Origin of the sequence: Nostoc sp. FACHB-892 (assembly GCF_014698795.1) — a bacterium.
Lineage (GTDB): Bacteria > Cyanobacteriota > Cyanobacteriia > Cyanobacteriales > Nostocaceae > Nostoc.
This window is the reverse complement of record NZ_JACJTR010000070.1, coordinates 1-20,316: the sequence shown is the minus strand read 5'-3', so window position 1 is coordinate 20,316 and position 20,316 is coordinate 1. Positions and strand designations below refer to the sequence as shown.

General features: G+C 42.7%; 17 protein-coding genes and 1 pseudogene. 4 read left to right on the top strand and 14 right to left on the bottom strand.

The features are described 5' to 3' along the window. Window positions 1–170: 170 nt before the first annotated feature. Window positions 171–1,097 (top strand): hypothetical protein, encoded by a 927-nt coding sequence (locus tag H6G96_RS37065; RefSeq protein ID WP_190919108.1) that lies wholly within the window; start codon window positions 171–173, stop codon window positions 1,095–1,097. Between the two features lie 86 nt (window positions 1,098–1,183). Here H6G96_RS37065 and H6G96_RS37060 read toward each other — a convergent pair. From H6G96_RS37060 to H6G96_RS37050, 3 genes and pseudogenes are all read right to left on the bottom strand, one after another. Further along, a pseudogene (locus H6G96_RS37060) lies at window positions 1,184–1,474 on the bottom strand (ARMT1-like domain-containing protein); the annotation flags it as partial. Continuing rightward, on the bottom strand, window positions 1,452–1,604 hold the full coding sequence (locus H6G96_RS37055; protein WP_190919105.1) for a hypothetical protein: 153 nt from the start codon (window positions 1,602–1,604) through the stop codon (window positions 1,452–1,454). The pseudogene H6G96_RS37060 and the gene H6G96_RS37055, both read right to left, overlap by 23 nt. Window positions 1,605–1,789: 185 nt before the next feature. After that, a complete protein-coding gene (locus H6G96_RS37050) occupies window positions 1,790–2,014 on the bottom strand; it encodes a hypothetical protein (protein WP_190919102.1) in 225 nt (74 codons plus the stop codon). A 139-nt stretch (window positions 2,015–2,153) separates the two neighbouring features. Between H6G96_RS37050 and egtC the strand changes: the two genes are divergently transcribed. Beyond that, the gene (egtC, locus tag H6G96_RS37045; protein ID WP_190919098.1) at window positions 2,154–2,951 is read left to right on the top strand and encodes an ergothioneine biosynthesis protein EgtC; all 798 of its coding nucleotides are present in this window, start codon (window positions 2,154–2,156) and stop codon (window positions 2,949–2,951) included. Window positions 2,952–3,161: 210 nt separating this feature from the next. Here the strand turns inward: egtC and lnt are convergent, their stop codons facing one another. Continuing rightward, window positions 3,162–4,880 carry an apolipoprotein N-acyltransferase gene (lnt, locus tag H6G96_RS37040; protein WP_190919096.1) on the bottom strand — a complete coding sequence of 573 codons (1,719 nt, stop codon included), beginning with the start codon at window positions 4,878–4,880 and terminating at the stop codon, window positions 3,162–3,164. Further along, on the bottom strand, window positions 4,861–7,476 hold the full coding sequence (gene gyrA / locus H6G96_RS37035) for a DNA topoisomerase (ATP-hydrolyzing) subunit A (protein ID WP_190919094.1): 2,616 nt from the start codon (window positions 7,474–7,476) through the stop codon (window positions 4,861–4,863). The genes lnt and gyrA overlap by 20 nt, the downstream gene beginning before the upstream one ends. 488 nt (window positions 7,477–7,964) lie before the next feature. Between gyrA and trmB the strand changes: the two genes are divergently transcribed. Next, window positions 7,965–8,618 (top strand): tRNA (guanosine(46)-N7)-methyltransferase TrmB, encoded by a 654-nt coding sequence (gene trmB / locus H6G96_RS37030; protein ID WP_190919092.1) that lies wholly within the window; start codon window positions 7,965–7,967, stop codon window positions 8,616–8,618. 178 nt (window positions 8,619–8,796) lie between these two features. Here the strand turns inward: trmB and H6G96_RS37025 are convergent, their stop codons facing one another. The 8 genes from H6G96_RS37025 to ppsA form a co-directional block, all read right to left on the bottom strand. After that, a complete protein-coding gene (locus tag H6G96_RS37025) occupies window positions 8,797–9,960 on the bottom strand; it encodes a hybrid sensor histidine kinase/response regulator (protein WP_190919090.1) in 1,164 nt (387 codons plus the stop codon). Window positions 9,961–10,097: 137 nt separating this feature from the next. Next, a complete protein-coding gene (locus tag H6G96_RS37020; protein WP_190919088.1) occupies window positions 10,098–10,547 on the bottom strand; it encodes a response regulator in 450 nt (149 codons plus the stop codon). Next, window positions 10,489–12,798 (bottom strand): ATP-binding protein, encoded by a 2,310-nt coding sequence (locus H6G96_RS37015; RefSeq protein WP_190919086.1) that lies wholly within the window; start codon window positions 12,796–12,798, stop codon window positions 10,489–10,491. Before H6G96_RS37015 ends, H6G96_RS37020 begins: the two co-directional genes overlap by 59 nt. A 354-nt stretch (window positions 12,799–13,152) precedes the next feature. Continuing rightward, the gene (locus H6G96_RS37010; RefSeq protein WP_190919084.1) at window positions 13,153–14,661 is read right to left on the bottom strand and encodes a phospholipid carrier-dependent glycosyltransferase; all 1,509 of its coding nucleotides are present in this window, start codon (window positions 14,659–14,661) and stop codon (window positions 13,153–13,155) included. Window positions 14,662–14,768: 107 nt separating this feature from the next. Further along, window positions 14,769–15,392 (bottom strand): GNAT family N-acetyltransferase, encoded by a 624-nt coding sequence (locus tag H6G96_RS37005; protein ID WP_242063584.1) that lies wholly within the window; start codon window positions 15,390–15,392, stop codon window positions 14,769–14,771. A 147-nt stretch (window positions 15,393–15,539) separates the two neighbouring features. After that, the gene (locus tag H6G96_RS37000) at window positions 15,540–15,899 is read right to left on the bottom strand and encodes a XisI protein (RefSeq protein WP_190919082.1); all 360 of its coding nucleotides are present in this window, start codon (window positions 15,897–15,899) and stop codon (window positions 15,540–15,542) included. Next, on the bottom strand, window positions 15,869–16,303 hold the full coding sequence (locus H6G96_RS36995; protein ID WP_190919081.1) for a XisH family protein: 435 nt from the start codon (window positions 16,301–16,303) through the stop codon (window positions 15,869–15,871). Before H6G96_RS36995 ends, H6G96_RS37000 begins: the two co-directional genes overlap by 31 nt. 12 nt (window positions 16,304–16,315) lie before the next feature. After that, complete coding sequence (ppsA, locus tag H6G96_RS36990; RefSeq protein ID WP_190919079.1) at window positions 16,316–18,796, bottom strand: phosphoenolpyruvate synthase; 2,481 nt, start codon at window positions 18,794–18,796, stop codon at window positions 16,316–16,318. Between the two features lie 186 nt (window positions 18,797–18,982). On the opposite strand from ppsA, the gene H6G96_RS36985 reads away from it, so the two are divergent. Beyond that, window positions 18,983–19,390 carry a hypothetical protein gene (locus tag H6G96_RS36985; protein ID WP_190919076.1) on the top strand — a complete coding sequence of 136 codons (408 nt, stop codon included), beginning with the start codon at window positions 18,983–18,985 and terminating at the stop codon, window positions 19,388–19,390. Window positions 19,391–19,876: 486 nt separating this feature from the next. On the opposite strand, the gene H6G96_RS36980 is transcribed toward H6G96_RS36985, so the two are convergent. Further along, window positions 19,877–20,316, bottom strand: a 440-nt coding sequence (locus H6G96_RS36980; RefSeq protein WP_190919074.1) for a VCBS repeat-containing protein, incomplete at its 5' end; no start/stop codon positions are given.

The window sequence follows — 20,316 nt, the reverse complement described above, 5'->3', positions numbered from 1 at the left end:
AATTCCCCTTTTTTTCGATTGGTTAATTGTCGAGATTTTAAATACGTTGTTACCTGAACGTGTTCACCGTGTTAATCCCAGAGTTGTGAAAAAACCTGTATCAAAGTTTCGCTCTAAAAAACCGCAATTTCCAGCAAACTTTTAAACAATTTTGGAGAATCAATGCGTCGATGACCTTTGTTGGTGTTTTCACTTTTGGGTTATTGCTATTGATGCTGCCAGGACTGCTACTTGATGAGCGCATTATTACTGGCGCACCCGCTTGGCTCAAGCCCTGCAAGTTTGCGTTTTCAACTTCAGTATATTCGTTCACTTTTGTATGGCTGTTGGGTTTGCTCAAACAACATCAGCGACTCGCTAGTTTGGCAGCAAATGCCACGGCTTTTGGATTGGTTGTGCAAATAATAGTTATCATAGTCCAGGTAGTAAGAGGTACAATTAGTCACTTCAACTTTAGTACTCCTGAAGATGAAGCCCTCTGGAGATTTATGGAAATTGCCCTAGTCGTCCTTTGGTCAGCAACTTTGGCTACGGTAATTCTACTGCTGCTAGAGCGCTTGGATAACCCTGTTTTGGCGATCGCATTGCGGTTTTCGCTTTCCTTAACTTTCATTGGCATGGGTTTGGGCTTTTTCATGACTCTACCTACACCTGAACAAAATTTGGCGTTGGTGGCGGGTCAGCCAGTGTTACATATCGGCGCTCATAGCGTGGGAGTAAAAGACGGTGGCCCTGGTATCCCTATACTTTATTTAAGTACTCAGGGGGGTGATATACGACTTCCTCATTTGCTGGGTATCCATGCCGTGCAAGCTTTACCATTACTAAGCTGGTTGATTACTTCAGCGTTGTCACACCTGAGACAGCGCACACAGGTGGCTCTGATGTGGACTGCTAGCTTTGCGTATGCTATGCTGATGTTCCTATTCACTTGGCAAGCATTGCGGGCCCAGTCGGTAACTTCCCCCGATGCACTTACCCTGGCTGCCCTGGCTGGGTTAGTTGCAGTGACTTTAATTGCAACCTTAGCAATTTTTGCTGCTGAACGCTATCAATCGCTCAAAACACAAAGATTAGCGGATATTAACTCACGGTAAAATATTAATTGCCAACTTGCCAAAATCTGAGTGTTGGAAGTAAATCTAAAAGCAGCGATCGCATTATCTCCGACAACTACATATTACTAAGCCACAAACTGAATCACACCCCATTGTCCATTTGTCAACCAAGAATGGTCAGATTTTGCTATTTCCTCAACAACTTCAGATTTTAAACCTACTGCTACTTCCGACTTCAGGGTGCGTAAGGCTACTATTGGTGCAGGTAAGTAGCAGACTATATCTGCAATGCTGGTAGTAATATTCCAGTGGCGATCGCCTAATAACCAACGAGAATTCGCATCTCCTTTGACTATAATCAAATTTGCATTAGCTAACTCATTCTTGAGGGAGTTAGGCATTTCCCAAAAGGCTATTTTCAACGATGATTCGATGGGCAATTGCAGGCATTCGTTGAGTGACTGTGAATTCAGTAAAAGAACCAACTTCTGACCCTACAAGTGATGGCGGTAGTGGTAATTTCGGGATTTGAGATGAATTAACCACAAATTTTTTTGCCCTCGTAATTTATGCATATATCATAATTCATCGGTTTTCGCTTATCAGCATCCGGTGATATTGCTTCTGGAAAAAATTACCTGTGCGCTTGAGCATTCCTATAACTGCGGGCTAGATGAGCGATCGCTTGTTGGGATATAATATCGCAGTCCTAGATCATTTGTAACAAGAAATTAACCGCAGAAGCGCAGAGAACTCAGAAATGGCGGTTGGGAGCGATTACTAGATTTACGCTTCAAGAAGCGTTCTTCCAAATTCTTGATGCGGGCAGTGCTAATCCAGTCACTGCCAACCCCAGGTATTGCTGCTTCACTCACCGCTTGCTCATTGCCTGAATAATCTATTTTTTTAGAAAATATTTTTCTAGAATTTGCAAACAAAACCATGACTTTAGTCATAGTTCAAGCATACACAAGATAAAAAATAGTTGTTAAATTTAGTAAAGATTCGCAGTCATGGCACAGTTAAAAGGTCCGATTTCTATCGGGGCTTGTGACTGAATTTGGTTCGTTACTCTTTCAGCAACGTCGTTTTTTTATGTGTAGATTAATTGGTTACCTTGGTAATGCGATCTTATTAGATGAGTTGCTGTATAAACAGGAGCATTCGCTCTACAAACAAAGTTACAGTTCTTTAGAATTAAAATCAGGAGTAGTTTGTGCAGACGGGGTGGGTGTAGGCTGGTATGACGAAGCGGGTAAACCCTTCATTTACCGCAATACGATCCCGATGTGGAACGATCCGAATTTGGAAGAGTTGAGTAACTATGTACAATCTACTTGTACTGTCGGCTATGCGCGATTAGCTGGGATAGGTGAATCGCTCGACATTAGCAACTGTCAGCCATTTCGCAGTGGGAAACTGTTGTTTGTGCATAATGGCGAAATCTCAAACTTTCAACAGACTCTCTATAGGCCAATCCGTGACAGCCTCTCTGATTCCACATACCACCTGATTAAAGGCATGACTGACTCTGAACACATCTTCGCTTTGCTAGTGGAAATGTGGCAGTCATCTCCAAACAGCACTGTGTTCTCAGCTTTACGTGCCACGGTTCAAAAATTGACTGAGTTGGCATCAAAATACGACACCAGCTTTAGTGCCAATATAATTGTCACCGATGGTCAAGCAATTGCAGCAATTCGCTACGCTTACCGTACACAAGCTCCTACTCTTTATTGGTCTTGTGATGCACTTAAGGAGCCAGACCAAATTATTGTTGCCTCTGAGCGTTTATCTAACCAAAATTGGACTGCTTTTGGTGAGCAAAGTATGCTATATTTTCAAGCTCAGTCATTACAGCCAACAATTAGCCTGTTGGAGAAATTTGCTTAATTGTGGTTAGATAAGCATTGCGGTGGGTTACTGTTATAAAAGAATTCTTACCAGTAATGGTAAAAGTTTAAAAATAAAATTGATATTTTTTGGATTTATCAGTAGCGATCGCTTGCATCTAACATAATTTGGTTATCAAGGCAAGCATTTATACTAAGTATTTAGGAGTAGGGTTCTTTTATTATGGGTAATTTGGCAGTTAATTCTTAATCACTGATTTTTTTGTATGCCCACAAGTTGAATTAACAGCCAAGCTCCTCCAGAGGATATCAATAACAATGGTGTCAACCAATCACCCCAACGCACATATAGAGTCTGCGTTTGTCGCCGATAAATTGTTTCAGCATGAGTTTCGTAAGTATTATATCCAGATATCCACAAGGTTCTGCCGTGAGGATCTATAAAGCCTGAATATCCGGTATTAGTTGCCCGTGCTGACCATCTATCAGTTTCAATTGCCCGCATGATATCCTGTGCATGGTGCTGGAATGGCATCGATGCAGTGTAATGGGCATCGTTAGAAGAACTGACAATAAATTGCCCACCCACAGCAGCTTGATGGCGAAATTGCTCAGGAAAAGCAGATTCATAACATATACTAGCGATCGCACGACCAAAAGGAGTATCAAATATTTGATTTGCCGAACCCGGAACTTGGTGTGCCTCCAAAGGCGACAAGCGCTGAACTATCCCGCCTAAAATTTCTTCAAAGGGAATATATTCTCCCAAAGGTACTAGTTTGGACTTATCGTAGCGGCTGACAATTTCACCCTTACTGTTGAAAGTAAACAAGCTAATTGTATAACTGTCTCCCCGTTCGCCAAATGCCCCAATCCAAGCAACTACACCTTTTTCTTTCACAGCTGCAACTAAAGTAGTTCCTAGCAAGTTACGCTGGAAAATAGGTAAGGCTCCTTCTGGGGTGAGGACTGCATCTACACCTTGGTCGGCTAAAGTTAGATATCCATTGGTATAGTTTTCTTGGGCGCGACGAAACCCTTCGGAACTTCGTAAAAGTTGGTTTGGGATATTACCCTGAACAATCCCCACTTTCAAGGCTGCTTCTGGTAACTGGGCGATGGGACGGCTATATAAGATAAAACCGATCAGGTGTAAGGTAATTAATAGTCCTGTGGCAATAACCCAGTATTTATTAACGAACCGCAGAGGCGCAGAGAAGCCAGTGCGTTGGTGAGGCAGCGCGGTCTTGGGGGTTTCCCCCATGAGCGACTGCCGAAAGGGTTCCCCGACTTGTAGCAACTGGCGCGACGCAGAGGAAATCTTGGCGTTTTGGCAGTTCGTCCATCCTTCCGCAATTAAACCATTAACAGCAGTGATCGCAGCTGTCACAGTATTAGGCCCAGAGAGTTGTCCCAGATGTACAATTACGAGATTGTGCGGACTTTGAGTGTAAGCAAGGGAACTCCACCACAAAGGCCCCGCACTCCACAGACTCTCTAATCCGCACCAGACGGCTGTACCTATCAATATACGTAGCCACGGTTTATGTTCGTTTAGGCGAACCATCACAGCCGCCCAAATAGTAACGAATATCCCTCCCAAGACACTGATAAATCCCCAACAAAAAAGGGTGATTAACAAGCTTGGCAACCAAGGAACGCCCAACCATGTCATCGGATGAATTCCGGTAATCCAAGATAGGGCGACACCGTGATAACCGATACCCCAGAAGAGAGCAGGGGGAGCAGGGGGGGATTGGTTTTTGCGTTTGGCTGAAGTGATAACTAGCACCCATAAGGGAACTAGGGCAATCCAAGCCAAGAACCAAGCACCTACAGGGGCTACGGTTAGCCCCATTAAAATGCCGCTAGCTAGGGCAATCAAGCAAGGGAGTAAAGAGATAAACCTCTCCCCCTGCCTCCCCTGCAACGCCAGCTCCCCCTGCTTTTTACTCTGCTTCTTCTGCATCGGCAGCATCAGGTGGTACTACTGCCACTCCGATAATGGCGTCATCTTCGTCTAAACGCTGCACTCTGACTCCAGTTGCCGATCGCGATTGGATAGAAATCGCATTCACCGCTTGACGGATGATAATACCGCGATTTGTCACCATCATGATTTCATCATTATCATTGTTGACAATGCGTAGGGTTGCCAACTTGTCTTTGGTTTTGCGGTTTTTGAACTTGGTTGCCATTAAACCCTGACCAGCACGGTTTTGCAGGCGGAACTGGGCAACTGGTACGCGCTTACCATATCCTCCCATTGTAATTACCAACACCCAAGGGCCAACAATGCCACTGCTAGGGACTTCTGCGGACTCTTCATTAGTTTCAGTAATTTCGATATCTTCTATTTCAATTGCTTCGATTGTTTCGATATCTTCTGTTTCGGCTTCTGTAACTATATCCAAAGTTTCAAGAATTGCTGCGGGCAGAATATCCATACCCACGAGTTCATCTTTATTTTTGAGTTTCATGGCTTTTACCCCACGAGTCGCCCTACTTAAAGGACGCAGTTGTTCGTGGTTGCACCGAAAGTTAATCGCCATTCCGTTACGAGAACCAATGATTACACTGTCCTCTACTCTGGCGCGTCGCACCCAGCGCAGTTGGTCGCCTTCTTCTAAGGAAATGGCAATCAAACCATTGGCGCGAATATGACTAAATGCTGCCAATTCGGTTTTTTTGATATTACCGCCCTTGGTGAGCATGACCAGATATTCTTCACTGCTAAACTCGTCAACAGGTACAATCGAGGTGATTTTTTCCTCTTTGGGAATCGGTAGCATTTGGACAATTGGTGTCCCTCGGCTAGTACGCGAACTCGCTGGAATTTGATAAGCTCTCAGGCAATAAACAACACCACGCTCACTAAAGAATAAAATACTGTCGTGATCGCAGCAAGTCAAAAAATGCTCAATGGTATCATCATCTTTCACCTTGGCTGCGGCTTTACCTCTGGTAGCACGGCTTTGGGCTTCAAAGGTGTTGACTGGCATCCGTTTGATGTAGCCTTGCTCTGTAACCAGAATTATCGCTTTTTCATTGGCAATTAAGTCGCGATCGTCTAATTCCCCTTCCCCTGGCAAAATTACCGTGCGGCGGGGTGTGGCAAAGTTAGTTTTTAGTTGCGCGACTTCGGTTTCAATGATTTCTAGCACTCTTTCCCGACGTGCCAAAATATCTTGCAAATCGGTAATTTTCGCTTGTAATTCCTCGTGTTCCAAACGAATTTTGTCTGCTTCTAAGGCAGTCAACCGCCGCAATTGCATCTGCAAAATCGCATCTGCTTGCACTTCCGAAAGTCCGTAAGTTGTGATTAATTCGCCTTTGGCTGTGGGCGCATCGGGAGCATGGCGAATCAAGACAATAATTGGATCTAAATGAGACAGGGCAATTAATAACCCTTGCAAGAGATGGTCGCGTTCTTCGGCTTTCCGCAGTTCGTAGCGGGTGCGTCTGGCAATAGATTCGATCCGGAAATCCAAGAAGACGGTTAAGAACTGCTTTAGAGTGAGTACTTGGGGTTCGCTATTCACCAACGCCAGCATATTTGCGCCAAAGTTGGCTTGCAGTGGTGTTTGCTTGTAGAGGTTATTTAGAACGACGCGGGGATAAGCGTCACGCTTGAGTTCTATGACAACTCGCATCCCGTCGCGATCGCTTTCATCCCGGATATCTGCGATGCCCTCTAAACGCTTCTCGTTCACCATTTCGGCGATTTTTTCAATCAGCGCCGCTTTATTGGTTTGATAGGGCAATTCGGTGATGATAATTGCTTCTCTGTCTGGCCGTCCCCGTTGTTCAACGGTTTCAATGTTAGCGACACCACGCATGGTAATGGAACCACGCCCGGTAGTGTAAGCTTCACGAATGGCAGATGTCCCCAAAATTTGCGCCCCAGTCGGAAAGTCTGGGCCGTGGACATACTGCATTAATTCGAGATCGGTGATTTCTGGATTGTGGATTACAGCCACCAAAGCATCAATCAATTCGCCCAAATTGTGCGGCGGAATGTTGGTTGCCATACCCACGGCAATTCCAGACGAACCGTTGAGCAACAATTGCGGAATCCGCGCCGGTAGCACTGTCGGTTCTTGCTGGGAACCGTCGAAGTTATCAGCGAAATCTACGGTTTCATACTCGATGTCGTGGAGTAGACCTGCGCTAGTTAAAGCTTGTAAGCGACATTCTGTGTACCGCATGGCGGCTGGCGGATCGTTGTCTACCGAACCGAAGTTACCATGTCCGTTAACTAGGGGCGATCGCATGGAAAAATCCTGCGCCATCCGCACCAAGGCATCATATACTGCTGTGTCACCATGAGGGTGATATTTACCCAACACTTCCCCCACCACACGGGCGCATTTCTTAAACGGGCGATCGTGGAGCAGACCTAGCTCGTGCATTGCGTAGAGAATGCGACGATGCACAGGTTTTAGACCATCCCTGGCATCTGGCAACGCCCGACCCACTATCACGCTCATGGCGTACTCCAGATAAGATTGCGACATTTCAGTTCGCAAGTCTATCGGGATAATCCTCTCCTGTGAGGTTGTCATAACCTAAAAATCTCCAAAAATCGTAGATTTTAGCTTGTTTACTCAACAAAGCGCAAAATTATTCTAAATTGCTCTTGAATAATTGCCATAATTTGATACAATTCTAGCATATATTGCCTATTTTTTGCCTGGAAAGCTAACCCAAATATCTAGTTAAAATAGAGTATAATAATTTACATTTTATAATCTCTACCTAATTAACAAGAGCAGTGAACTAAAAGCTTGCTTAGTGCAAAATTACTTAATTTGAAAGATGGCGAGGTAAATTTAAGGCAACAATCTAAATTGGCTTTATAGCTCTTACTTTTATAACCGTTATTTATTAGATTTGTCACTAAATAAGGTTTGAAAAATTAAACCATAGTTGATCATTTCTACTTAGACAAAGAGCAGAAATGGATAAAGCCTTCTAATATGTAATCAAAAGAACACTCGCAGAAATTGGTATCAGAATCAACAGGCTATTTTCACGTAAAGGAGAGCAAATTTTGGCAGCAGTTCGAGTTCGCCAGCATGTTAATCCACTTGGTAAAAAGTATCAAACACCAGCAAGTCCCCAAGACTTGGAAAAAATTTATGCAAAGCCAAATCAACCGCTACATTTAGATATTGGCTGCGCTAAAGGACTATTTTTGTTAAATATGGCCAAAATAGAACCCAACTGGAATTTTCTCGGCTTGGAAATTCGGGAACCTCTGGTGGTGGAGGCGAATAAGTTACGTTCTGAGTTAGGTTTGACAAACCTGCACTACTTATTTTGCAATGTGAATAATTCACTGCGATCGCTGTTATCTTGCCTCCCTCCAGGAAGTTTACAACGCGTTACAATTCAATTCCCCGATCCTTGGTTTAAAACTCGCCACGCTAAACGTCGTGTAGTGCAACCAGAACTAGTGGCAGAATTAGCTAATTATCTTGCAGTTGGGGGAGTTGTATTTCTGCAATCAGATATGGAATTTGTTGCTGTAGAAATGCGCGATCGCTTTGCTGCTCACCCAGCTTATCAGAAAGTGGGTACGGGAGAATGGTCAGTAGAAAACCCGCTACCAGTTGCCACAGAACGGGAAATAGGTACGCAAAAAAAGGGTGAGCCTGTTTATCGAGCTTTGTTTGTCAGGCGAGAAGTTATGAATGAGGGTTAGTGGCGCATAACCTTTTTGTAAACATAAATAAATTTATGGTGAGCAATAAAAAATAGTGATGACGGAATTGCCGTTACTAAAAATGAAAATTTCTTTGAGAGAACATATGCGTAAGGGCACAATAGTTGTGCCCCAACAATGAACTGTATTCCCCAGATGCGAAAATTGCTGTCACCGCTTAAACTTCTAGTAAAGGAAGGGTAACGGTAAAGGTTGTACCGACTCCAACTTGACTATTGACTACAATCTCGCCCCCGTGTGCATCAACACACTTTTTGGTGATCGCTAGCCCCAAGCCAGTACCTGGAATGGCTCCAACATTGTCTGCACGCCGGAAAGGCTGAAACAGCCGCTTTTGGTCTTCTTGAGGAATGCCAATTCCCCAATCTTGAATTCGGAAAGTTACTGTTTTTTCCTGAGCAATTACTTCAAAGCGCACTATCCCGCCCGGCAGTGAATACTTAATAGCATTGCTCAGTAAATTGCCCAAAATGTGCCGCAGCAGGCTTTCATCCCATAATGCTTCGTCTAATTTCCCAAAACTGGTAAACACCAAAGTTAGATGTTTCTCATTTGCCATTAATCGAACTTCTTCGACCATTTGGCGGCAAAAAGCTTCTAAATCTAAGCAGATGAGTTCATACCCCAGCCTACCAGAATCGGCTCTCCCGATGAATGTAACTTCATCTAATAACTGTGCCATGTTTTTAATCGCCGAGCGAATCATTTGTAAATGATTCAGTTTTTTCTCTTTGGTCAATCTTTCATCTTGATTTTGTAGCAATCCAGCAGCTAAGAGAATAGTATTTAGGGGATTGCGGATATCATGGGAGAGCATTGAGACAAATTCAGATTTGAACTGGTTGAGTTCATTGGCTTTTACCAGTTCCGCAGTTCGTTCTTCAACGCGGGTTTGTAACGTTTCATTGACTGTGCGTAATGATTCTAAAACCTGCTTACGCTCGATCGCATAACGCAAAGAGCGAACCAACACATCTACATTTACCTGTCGCTTGACTAGATAATCTTGCGCCCCCTGCCGCACTGCCTCAATTGCCAGTTCTTCATCATTTGTATTGGTTAGCACAACAATCGGTATGCTTGGCGCTTGACCAATTAGAGGAGGTAGAGATGACAATCCTTGACTGTCAGGTAGAGTTAAATCTAATAAAATAACATCATAATTAGATTGACTTAGTTCCTGAAGTGCTTCGCCCAATCGCGTCACATGAACCAGAGTAAACTCTTGGGACTGGGCTTGCGTCAGAAACTCTTGCAACAACCTAGCAGAAGCTAGGTTATCCTCAATTAACAAGATTTTTACTGAGTAGCTCACAACCATAATCTTCGGGTTTCACCCCCTATTGCTCCTCTATCTTGTCATTAGTCATTAGTCATTAGTCATTAGTCATTGGGCATTGGGCATTGGGCATTGGGCATTAATCAATCATTTTTCTTCCCCTGCTCCCCCTGCTCCCCTCACTCCGATGGTAGCGTCACAGTACAGAGCCAAAAATCTTCAATACTCTTGACGATTTGGAATAGCTGGCTAAGGTTGCGGGATTTAGTGATGTAGCAATTTACATGCAAATCGTAACTATGAAAAATGTCATCCTCATTTTTCGAGGTTGTTAGCACAACAACTGGAATGCGTTTTAGTGCTGGGTCGGCTTTTATTTCTGCCAGCACTTCTCGACCATCTTTTTTAGGCAAGTTTAAATCCAGCAGGATGAGGTCAGGGCGTGGTGCATCAGCATATTCACCTTCTTGATGTAAATAAGCCATAGCATCTATCCCATCCCTGACCGTCACCACTTGGTACGGCACCGAACTATTTTTCAGTGCTTCTTGGATTAAGCGAATGTCAGCTTTATTGTCCTCGACCAAAAAGATGGTTTTGTGTTGTGTTTCTTCCGTTTCTACGCTCAAGTTCGCGTCCTCCAACTGGAATCGTAAAGTAGAAGGTTGCGCCTTCACCTAGTTCTGACTCTACCCAGATCCGCCCCCGGTGACATTCGACAATCTTCTTACAAATCGCTAAACCCATACCTGTACCAGTATATTCATCCCGCGTATGTAAGCGCTGAAAGATTACGAAAATGCGATCGCTAAATTTTGGGTCAATGCCAATACCATTATCCCGAACTGAGAACAGCCATGCATCTTCTATTCTCTCTGCTCCCACATGGATTTGTGGCGGCTCATCGCTGTGAAACTTAATCGCGTTACCGATCAGATTTTGGAATAGCTGCATTAGTTGGGTGCTGTCAGCCATCACAGTTGGTAAGGGATCGTGGGTGATAGTAGCCCCAGTTTCATTAATGCGTTGACGTAAATTGCCCAACCCGCGATTTAAGGCTGTCTCTACATCGTTCATTTGAAATGCGATCGCCTGCATATCCACTTTCGAGTATGCCAGTACGTCATCGATCAACGTCTGCATCAGGCTAACTCCCTGCACAGCGTAGCTAATAAACTCCTGAGCATCTTCGTCAAGTTCTTCGCTATACCGCATCTCCAACAATTGCACGTAATTCACAACTTGATTGAGTGGTTCTTGCAAGTCATGGGAAGCGACGTAGGCAAACTTTTTCAGTTCGGCGTTAGAACGTTCTAAATCCTGCGCTAACTGGGCTAGTTCATCGGCTTGACGCAGCACAATATTAACAATTGCTTTCCGCAGTTCCAATGCTGCTTTAACTTCTACATCTTTCCAAGGTAAAGATGTTAAGCGAACCGTTTCTTTCCAAAGTTCAAATGATTTACGTGGACACAGGCGGACATTTCCTTCTGACTGGCTAACTTCAAATGCCTTATTAGGATCGCCACCCCAATTTACAGTTTGAATTACTTCCGGTCGGAACCACAAAACATAATTCCGCTTGGCGATGGGAATAGCTAACAAACCGCTAGCGACATTTTTAAAGCTTTCGGCATCTGGATAAATATGTGGTAGGGAATCTGTACAGAATACTTCTTCCTCAACATTATTCTTGAGCCATTGAACTAAAAAATTCAGGTCTTCTTCTCTAGGCGTTTCACCAACTACCGTGCAATTTCCCCCAAAACACACAGCTGCGCCTTGAGCGTTACCAAAATCTAAAAGATGCTGCGGATTTTTAACTAAACCATCAATAAAGTTTTCTTCTTGAGACATATATTCAATCAAGATTGATTGAAGGTGTGTCAGATTTATTCGGTGATAGTAGTCTTGGGTTTCTTCTCTCGCTGAGATTTCTGCAAATATTACTCGTCCCAAAAATTCGCAAGCTTTCCGCAATTCGTAGGAAACATATTTAGGGGACTGATGATGGCAAGCAATTAGTCCCCAGAGTTTTTGGTCTTTAATTAAAGAGATAGTAAGCGAAGCACCAACACCCATATTATGTAGGTACTCCATGTGACAGGAAGCAGCACTTCTAAGAATAGAGTTGGTTAAATTAATCGGGCGATCGCTAATTGGATTATTGGCAGGAAAAAGTTTTACTGGCTGAGAATAAGCATCTGGAATGATTCTGATCGAATTGGCAGCAAATAATTTTCTCGCTGGTTTGGGAATATCTGACTCTGGGTAATGCAGCCCTAAGTAAGGTTCTAGGCTTTCTAATTTTTCTTCAGCGATAACGGAACCATGCCCATCATCATCGAATTTATATAACATTACCCGGTCAAATTCCGTTATTTTGCGAACTTCTTGAACGATAACTTGACAAAAGTCACGGAGATTTGCTGTTTTTTCTAATTGATTTATGGAGGCTCTAGCTAGATGATAAAAGCTTAAAAATGGAATGTTTTCTTGAGTAAGAGCAGGTTCTAACTCAAGAATTAAAAATCCTTCGGTATTCCGGTGAAATACTGCATCAAATACTACGTATTCATCACCTTTTTTTCGCACCCAAACTTTGGTGGGATTGATGAAGTCAAGATTTTCTCCGGATAGCCCTGTTTTAATTCTCTCTATTTGAAAGGGATCAAGTAAATCTTCTAGTTTTTTATGTAACATATTTTCGGGAGTAATTCCGAAAATCTTTAATGTATTAGTGCTAACTTGTAATATTTTTAGCTCAGGCTCCTCTAAGACCAACAGGACACCATGAGGCTGGATTTGGCTTGAAATATGAATCGGTGCCTCTTTCAAGCTAATTAAATTAATACCTGGGAATTGTAAGTTCATTTCCATAACGATCCTCCTGTGTTATTCGGGAGCATCAAAACTAGAGTATCTATAATAACGCAGAATCATGAATGTAAAAATTTTATAATTTTCCATTCATCACTTTTACTTAGTATCTAATTTCCCATGCCCTGCTGTTGCGTTTTGCAGCCTTAGTCTCATCTGCTTGCGCTTTTGAAAAGTCTAACAGGCGTTAAAGTTACAGAGCGATAATAAATGTAAAAATCATGTGATTAAACAATTCTGTATATGTGTAGCTATGTTAAGTTTAGAAATGAGTTAGGAGTTAGGAGTTAGGAGTTAGGAGTTAGGAGTTAGGAGTTAGGAGTTATTATTCTTCAAATGCTCCATGCCATTCAATCAAATCCAAGAGTTGAACCACATTCGCAGTTTATAATCATGAGGTGAGAGGGGTAAACCCAAATAAACGGGCATCCAAAAAATAAAAGCAGCCAGAATGATAAAAGTAATGGTGACACCTAGCGCCCGGAGTTGTTGATAATAACTGCGAAGACACTGATCAACAAACCAAGCGATCGCTAAAAATACAAACACCACTGCACACATATAGTGGTAGATAAAAACGCACCTCGTCACTTTCACCCAAGGTAATAAGTTAGCGGCATAATTTATAACTAAATACAAGGCAATCCAAGTATCAACGCTTAGAGTTGCAGGTACAGAAAAACGCTTTTCCTTTACCCAAGGAATTACTGCTTGTGACACCAGCATTCCTACTAAAAATAACATGGCGGCGACACCAAACCACCACAAAAATGGATTGCCCATTGCATGGACATCATAAATCACTTGTCCAGCACCGACAGGCAAAGGCGGGCCCATCACAGGTAAGGGTTCGGTGATACTTTTAGCCGTTTGATAATAATATGCCATTGGCCGAGTCATCAACGGCCATTTGTACCAGGCAGCGCAGTAAGGATGCACGTTAGGGCTATTGCCACCTAGCTGTAAGTGGAACTTTAAAATTTGCTGATGTACTGCAATAAATCCATAAGTTTTATCTAGTTGAAGGTGAGGAATCCAGATAATGCTGTAAATCAAGGCTGGGATAATTCCTAGATAAAAGAGCATCTGAAAAATATTTAGCTGAGTTAGGTTTTGCAGTGGTGTCTGAGATGAAAGAGAATAAGTACTAACTTCTACCTCCTGCCCCCTGCCCCCTGCCTCCTTCGATGAAGAAGATGCAAAAAAGAGTTTGGAGTTAAGAAAAGAATGTATTAAATGGATTGCCCAAGCTGCTACCCAAATGAGATAAGCACCTGAGAGGAACCATAAACCGTTCCACTTAGTACCGACTGACGCACCAAAAGCAATACCAGCAAAAACTAACCAAAAAGAACGTCGCCGATTTTGGTTATCTAATGCTAATAATAAAAACCAGTGTCCTAATAAACCAAAGATGACAATATAAATATTACTTAAAGCATAGCGAGACTCAACTAGAAAGATGCCATCACAAGCTGTAAACAAACCTGCAAGCAGAGCAAAGCTACGACGATAACTCAACTGATAAGCGATCGCAGCTACAACTAAAGGGATAAATGAGCCAGTAAAGGCATTAAACCAACGATAAGTCCAAGGCGATCGCAATGATCCTGTTAATCCATTTACCGTATCGTGCCCAAAAGGAATGTGACTACCAATCCAAATGCCGATGCCGATCATATATTGACTTAGCGGCGGATGAGCATTAAAAAATGGGGTATGCGTGAGATAGTTATTACCGAATTTGGCAAAGTAAACTTCATCAAATACCAGAGTGTTGAATCGCTCTAGTCCCCAAAACCTTAAGGCGAGTGACAGAATAAATACACTCACCATCCCAATTCGGAACCACTTTTTAGTCATTTGTCATTAGTCACTCGTACTGAGCGAAGTCGAAGTATTTGTCATTGGGCATTGGGCATTGGGCATTGATACTCGGCGATGAGTCTTTGATACTCGTGAATGAGTCTTTAATACTCGCCGATGAGTCTTTGAACTCCACTCCCTTGCTCCCCTACCCTCTGCTCAAGAACTGCTCCCCTGTTTTCCCTCCACTCTTCAGGTGCATCTAGTTGAAACAGGAGTAATTCAATATTGTAATATTTGTTTGTCCGTCCCACTGGTTTCATACCCAATCGTTCTGTTACACGGATTGAAGCATAATTTTCTGGGTTTACTACGGCATAAATCACTGGCAAGTTCAGGACACTAAATCCGTAATTGAGCATAACTCGCCCTGCTTCTGTTGCATACCCTTTACCCCAAGAAGCTCGCCTCAAGTGCCAGCCTACCTCATAATCTTGAGTGGGTAAACCATGTTTGTCGGGCAATTGTTTGAGAATGATAGTTCCTACAATTGTTGTAGTTTCCTTTTCGACAATTGCCCAATATCCAGTACCATTGTTGCGTCGGTGCGAACGCTCGATATTGTCAATCAAACGCTGACGCTGTGACTCAACACTTGTAACCAGAGAAGCTTTACCAAGAAAGTGCGTAACTTCGGGGTCACTGTAAATTACAAAGGCTTGCTCGGCATCGCGTTCGGGTATCCAACTGCGAATAATCAAGCGTTCCGTTTCCCAAAGATTTGTCATCTTGCTTTTGACTAAGCTAAATTGCCATTCTGCAAAATACTAAGATACTTATGGTTGAGCAGTCAAAAGTTTTGTAGACAATTAGACAAACAAAATATGGCGATCGCTATGCTATTGGCAATTATCCAGAAGTTTAACTACCGTTGGCTATGCGACCGCAAATTCTGAATCTTTCCGCAGTTCTTCAGACCGAAATCCCAATACAATCCGATCCTTCGGCACACCAGCCCTAACTAATTCTGTTGCTACCCCCTCTTCAGTACCATCACGTTGAATCCAAATTTTGCCATCAATAATATCAATGTGAATCAAACAGCCGTGAACGCGACGAGTCACAGTAGGAGATAAATCATAGGCTGGTTCTCTTCCCAAAATCATCAGCAAGTAACGGTCTTGTTCGCCGTCGAAAACTGTTTCAAATTGAATATTGCCAATGCTGAAAGGGATTTTTGTATGCTCAATCAGAATATTCCGAATTAATTGCCTGTACTGCTCCAAGGTATCCATCTAAAAATAACCTCTTGCTCTAGTTGAAATACAACGATATAAACTTTGTAATCCTCTATCAAAAGTTTAGCAATTGGTTCATCAAAGATATCGGCGTATACTTCGTCACGAACAGCGAGATAGAGGACGCGTTCGGGATTGGTTCTAGTCATCACAGAGCGGTATGCAAGATATTGTCCCAGCGCCTGTTCGAGATCAGTCATGTCCGATACACTGCGAAACGTTTTAATCTCAACGGCTATCTGCTGTCCTTCCTTTTCAGCAGCAATCAATTTCTCTGCACCCAAGTCAACATACATATCCCTTTTTCCCCACTTCAAATGAAATGGATCGTCGGTAATCGTCCAGCCATCTTTGATTAGGGCATTTTTGACGTTCTGGTGATAGCGGTCTTTAGCTGGCATAAATTACTCGAATTACGAATTAGTACCTTCGACTTTTGCCACTTCCAGCATTGTCTTTAAAACCGAATCTGGATTCAGACTAATTGAGTCAATTCCTTGTTCAACCAAAAACTGGGCAAATTCTGGATAGTCGCTGGGTGCTTGTCCACAAATGCCGATTTTGCGATCGCATTTTTTCGCTGTTTCTATGACCATTTTCACCATTCGTTTTACAGCAGGACTGCGTTCATCAAACAATCTGGCTACCAACGCCGAATCCCTGTCTATCCCCAATGTAAGTTGAGTTAAATCATTAGAACCAATCGAGAAGCCATCAAATACCTCAGCAAATTCCTCAGCCAGAATAACGTTACTGGGCAACTCGCACATCACATAAACCTGCAAGCCGTTAACACCCTGCTTTAAACCATTTTTTGCCATCTCTGCTAAAACCAACCGCCCTTCATCGGGAGTACGACAAAACGGAATCATCGGGATAACATTCGTCAAACCCATTTCTTCCCTTACTCGGTTGATGGCATGACACTCTAGGGCAAAAGCTTCTCTGTAGCCTTCATCGTAGTAACGCGCCGCCCCCCGCCAACCCAGCATTGGGTTTTCTTCATGGGGTTCAAACTGTCGCCCACCTAACAAATTGGCATATTCATTACTTTTGAAATCTGACATTCGGACAATTACTGGTTTAGGATAAAATGCCGCCGCAATTCTACCGATGCCTTGGGCTAATCTATCTACAAAATACTGGGGTTTATCGTCGTAAAGTGCGGTAATTTCAGCAATTTTAGCTTTGGCAAATTCATCTTTTAACAAATTATAGTGAATCAACGCCATTGGATGAATTTGAATTTGGTTAGCGATGATAAATTCTGTCCGCGCTAAACCTACGCCATCGTTGGGAATTGCCGATAAACTCAGTGCTTCTTGGGGATTACCCACATTCATTAAAATTTGAGTACGGGTGCGAGGTAAGTTCTGTAAAGGAACTTCTTCCACTTCAAAAGGTAATAAACCTGCATAAACTTTTCCCTCTTCCCCTTCAGCGCAAGAAATTGTTACCTCTTGGCCAGGTTTTAAGATTTCCGTCGCATTGCCGCATCCCACGATCGCAGGTACACCCAATTCTCGCGCAATGATTGCTGCATGACACGTGCGACCACCAGAATTGGTAACAATTGCACTGGCGCGTTTCATAATTGGTTCCCAATCGGGGTCAGTTCTCTCTGTTACTAAAACTTCCCCAGGTTGAAACTGTTCGAGTTTCTGAACATCTAAAATTAGGCGTGCTTTTCCTTGACTAATAGCTTCTCCAATCGCGCGTCCGGTAACAAGAGGGATTGGAGATTGGGAAGATTTTTCCCCATTCCCTATTCCCCATTCCTTATTCCCCAAAACCAACCGATAACTCCGCAGTACATTTCCCGTCTTTTGCGACTGAACAGTTTCAGGACGCGCTTGCACAATAAAAAGTTGATTAGTAATTCCATCTTTTGCCCACTCGATATCCATTGGAGTGGAAATACCGTGGACTTGGGAATAATGGTCTTCAATTAAACACGCCCAATTTGCTAGTTGTAAAATCTCTTCATCACTCAGGGCAAATTTACCTCTTTCGCTGGGTGAAACAGACACATTTTTCGTAAATTTTGAACCGTCATCATAAATCATTTTAAGTTCTTTACTGCCCAATTTTTTATCGATAATTGGGCGGAAACCAGCTTTTAAAGTTGGTTTGAAAACATAGTATTCATCAGGATTAACAGACCCCTGGACAACATTTTCGCCTAAACCGTAGGCGGCTGTAATTAATGCCGCATCCTTAAATCCGGTTTCTGTGTCAATGGAGAACATCACCCCAGAGGTTGCTAAGTCAGAACGCACCATTTTTTGCACGCCTACAGCTAGAGCAATGCTAAAGTGATCAAATCCTTTGGTGTGGCGATAAGAAATAGCGCGATCAGTAAATATGGAAGCAAAGCATTTATGGCAAGCTGCTAAAACTCCTTCAGCGCCGACAACGTTAAGGTAAGTTTCCTGCTGTCCAGCAAAACTAGCGTCTGGAAGGTCTTCGGCGGTGGCGCTAGAACGAACTGCAACATCTGTCTCTGCGTTGTATCGTTCACACAAGCTCTGGTATGCTGTAGCGATCGCCTCTCGCAATTCTACAGGAAATGGGGTGTGGATTAATAGCGATCGCGCTTTTTTTCCCCGTTCTCGTAAATTTTTGACATCTTCAACATCCAAGTCAGCAAAGAGTTTGCGTAGCTTTGCTTCTAACCCTGCTGATTTCATGAAATAACGATAAGCGTAAGCAGTGGTGGCGAATCCTGTAGGAACATTAATCCCTTTGGGCGTTAGCTGTTGAATCATTTCGCCCAGCGAGGCATTTTTACCACCAACTACCGGGATATCAGCAATACCAACTTCATCAAACCACAAAATGAGCGATCGCTCTTGAGAAGATGGAGATAAAGTGCTTTTAGATACTGTAGCCATAATTACCTTTTAAATTTATATTGAGTTTGTAATTGCGTAATCGGTAGTATATTTTTCCCATATTCAATTTTAGATATTACAGGTAGTCGCGTGATTTTGGGTTGTGCAATTAAATACCAAACTATAGTCTATAAATAACAATTATTCGGGATAATGGCTGTATTGTAATACCGGATGCAATGCACAATGACACAACTAGAACGACTGCTGAAAATGGCAGAAGATGAGCTAACTGAGTACAGCACTGATGCCCGCAAAATTGAAAAACTACGGCGTAAAATCGGTTTATCAGTATCCGCAGCCGAACAACGACAAGTCAAAGAGGCATTACTTGCCATTAAGCAATCTTCTAATATGATTAGTCAAATTGTAGAAGAACAAAGACAAGCAGCAGCTTTACCATTTTGGGGAATTGCTGGATTGGGTTTGTTATTCGGAATTTCTTTAAATCAACCCATAGGTTTATTAGCCGCTATAGTTGGAACTGTATTAGCTTTTAGAATTCAGAAATGGGGTTGGCAATTGCAGGCAAGGAGTCTATTGTTACAAACATTGGAAGATATTGAAGCGCGTATTGCCCAACCGAATAAGTAACAAAACAGATCCACTTTATAGAGAGAATGTTTTTATGGATGTGTATCTTAAAATACAAAAAACTCGACTAGTCACTTAATTGGCACCTCGTAATTACTTAACAATTCCTTTGGGATCACCATAGCAAAAAAAATTAGATATTGGATTTGATTCAGATATTTATTCATATGGTTTGCGTGCAATGAATGCTGTATGACCTTTTGACAGAAGGTATTGGCCATAACTACGCGTTGTTTCAAATCCAAAGCCCACGCGCTGGAGTTCACTTTCACAAGTTGACTAAATCCTGGTGTTGGTCAATAGGTGCGTAGAGAGAGTGAGGCGATCGCTTGCATCCGGGTAATGAACTTGACTCCGAGCCACGAGTTCTTAAATCTTGGTTTGATGCTTTTCCAGATGCAGCGTTCGCTTGGTCTGAGTCTTTAAAACTCGATTACACTCTATAAGTAATTTTTTGCCCCTTTTGAGACTACAAAAAAGGCTTACCTAAGCAATAATACTGACTAAATCACCGCTCTGGATTGTGTAATCAGTTAAAAGTTGACTACCAAAGGTGCCATCTCCATTAGAGAGATAGACTTGAGCCGTCAGGAACTCGTCAACAGCATATGCACCTTTTTCTTGACGAATAAAGTCATCTTTGCCATCGCCGTTATAGTCTCCTACAATCAGATTGGTGAAGTCACCGCTCTGGATTGTGTAATCAGTTAAAAGTTGACTACCAAAGGTGCCATCTCCATTAGAGAGATAGACTTGAGCCGTCAGGAACTCGTCAACAGCATATGCACCTTTTTCTTGACGAATAAAGTCATCTTTGCCATCGCCGTTATAGTCTCCTACAATCAGATTGGTGAAGTCACCGCTCTGGATTGTGTAATCAGTTAAAAGTTGACTACCAAAGGTGCCATCTCCATTAGAGAGATAGA

Bases quoted from the DNA above. Each gene is read 5' to 3' on its own strand.
- H6G96_RS37065 (WP_190919108.1), top strand. From the start codon at position 171: ATGACCTTTGTTGGTGTTTTCACTTTTGGGTTATTGCTATTGATGCTG.
- H6G96_RS37050 (WP_190919102.1), bottom strand. From the start codon at position 2,014: ATGACTAAAGTCATGGTTTTGTTTGCAAATTCTAGAAAAATATTTTCT.
- egtC (WP_190919098.1), top strand. From the start codon at position 2,154: ATGTGTAGATTAATTGGTTACCTTGGTAATGCGATCTTATTAGATGAG.
- lnt (WP_190919096.1), bottom strand. From the start codon at position 4,880: ATGCAGAAGAAGCAGAGTAAAAAGCAGGGGGAGCTGGCGTTGCAGGGG.
- gyrA (WP_190919094.1), bottom strand. From the start codon at position 7,476: ATGACAACCTCACAGGAGAGGATTATCCCGATAGACTTGCGAACTGAA.
- H6G96_RS37025 (WP_190919090.1), bottom strand. From the start codon at position 9,960: ATGGTTGTGAGCTACTCAGTAAAAATCTTGTTAATTGAGGATAACCTA.
- H6G96_RS37015 (WP_190919086.1), bottom strand. From the start codon at position 12,798: ATGGAAATGAACTTACAATTCCCAGGTATTAATTTAATTAGCTTGAAA.
- H6G96_RS37010 (WP_190919084.1), bottom strand. From the start codon at position 14,661: ATGACTAAAAAGTGGTTCCGAATTGGGATGGTGAGTGTATTTATTCTG.
- H6G96_RS37005 (WP_242063584.1), bottom strand. From the start codon at position 15,392: ATGACAAATCTTTGGGAAACGGAACGCTTGATTATTCGCAGTTGGATA.
- H6G96_RS37000 (WP_190919082.1), bottom strand. From the start codon at position 15,899: ATGGATACCTTGGAGCAGTACAGGCAATTAATTCGGAATATTCTGATT.
- H6G96_RS36995 (WP_190919081.1), bottom strand. From the start codon at position 16,303: ATGCCAGCTAAAGACCGCTATCACCAGAACGTCAAAAATGCCCTAATC.
- ppsA (WP_190919079.1), bottom strand. From the start codon at position 18,796: ATGGCTACAGTATCTAAAAGCACTTTATCTCCATCTTCTCAAGAGCGA.
- H6G96_RS36985 (WP_190919076.1), top strand. From the start codon at position 18,983: ATGACACAACTAGAACGACTGCTGAAAATGGCAGAAGATGAGCTAACT.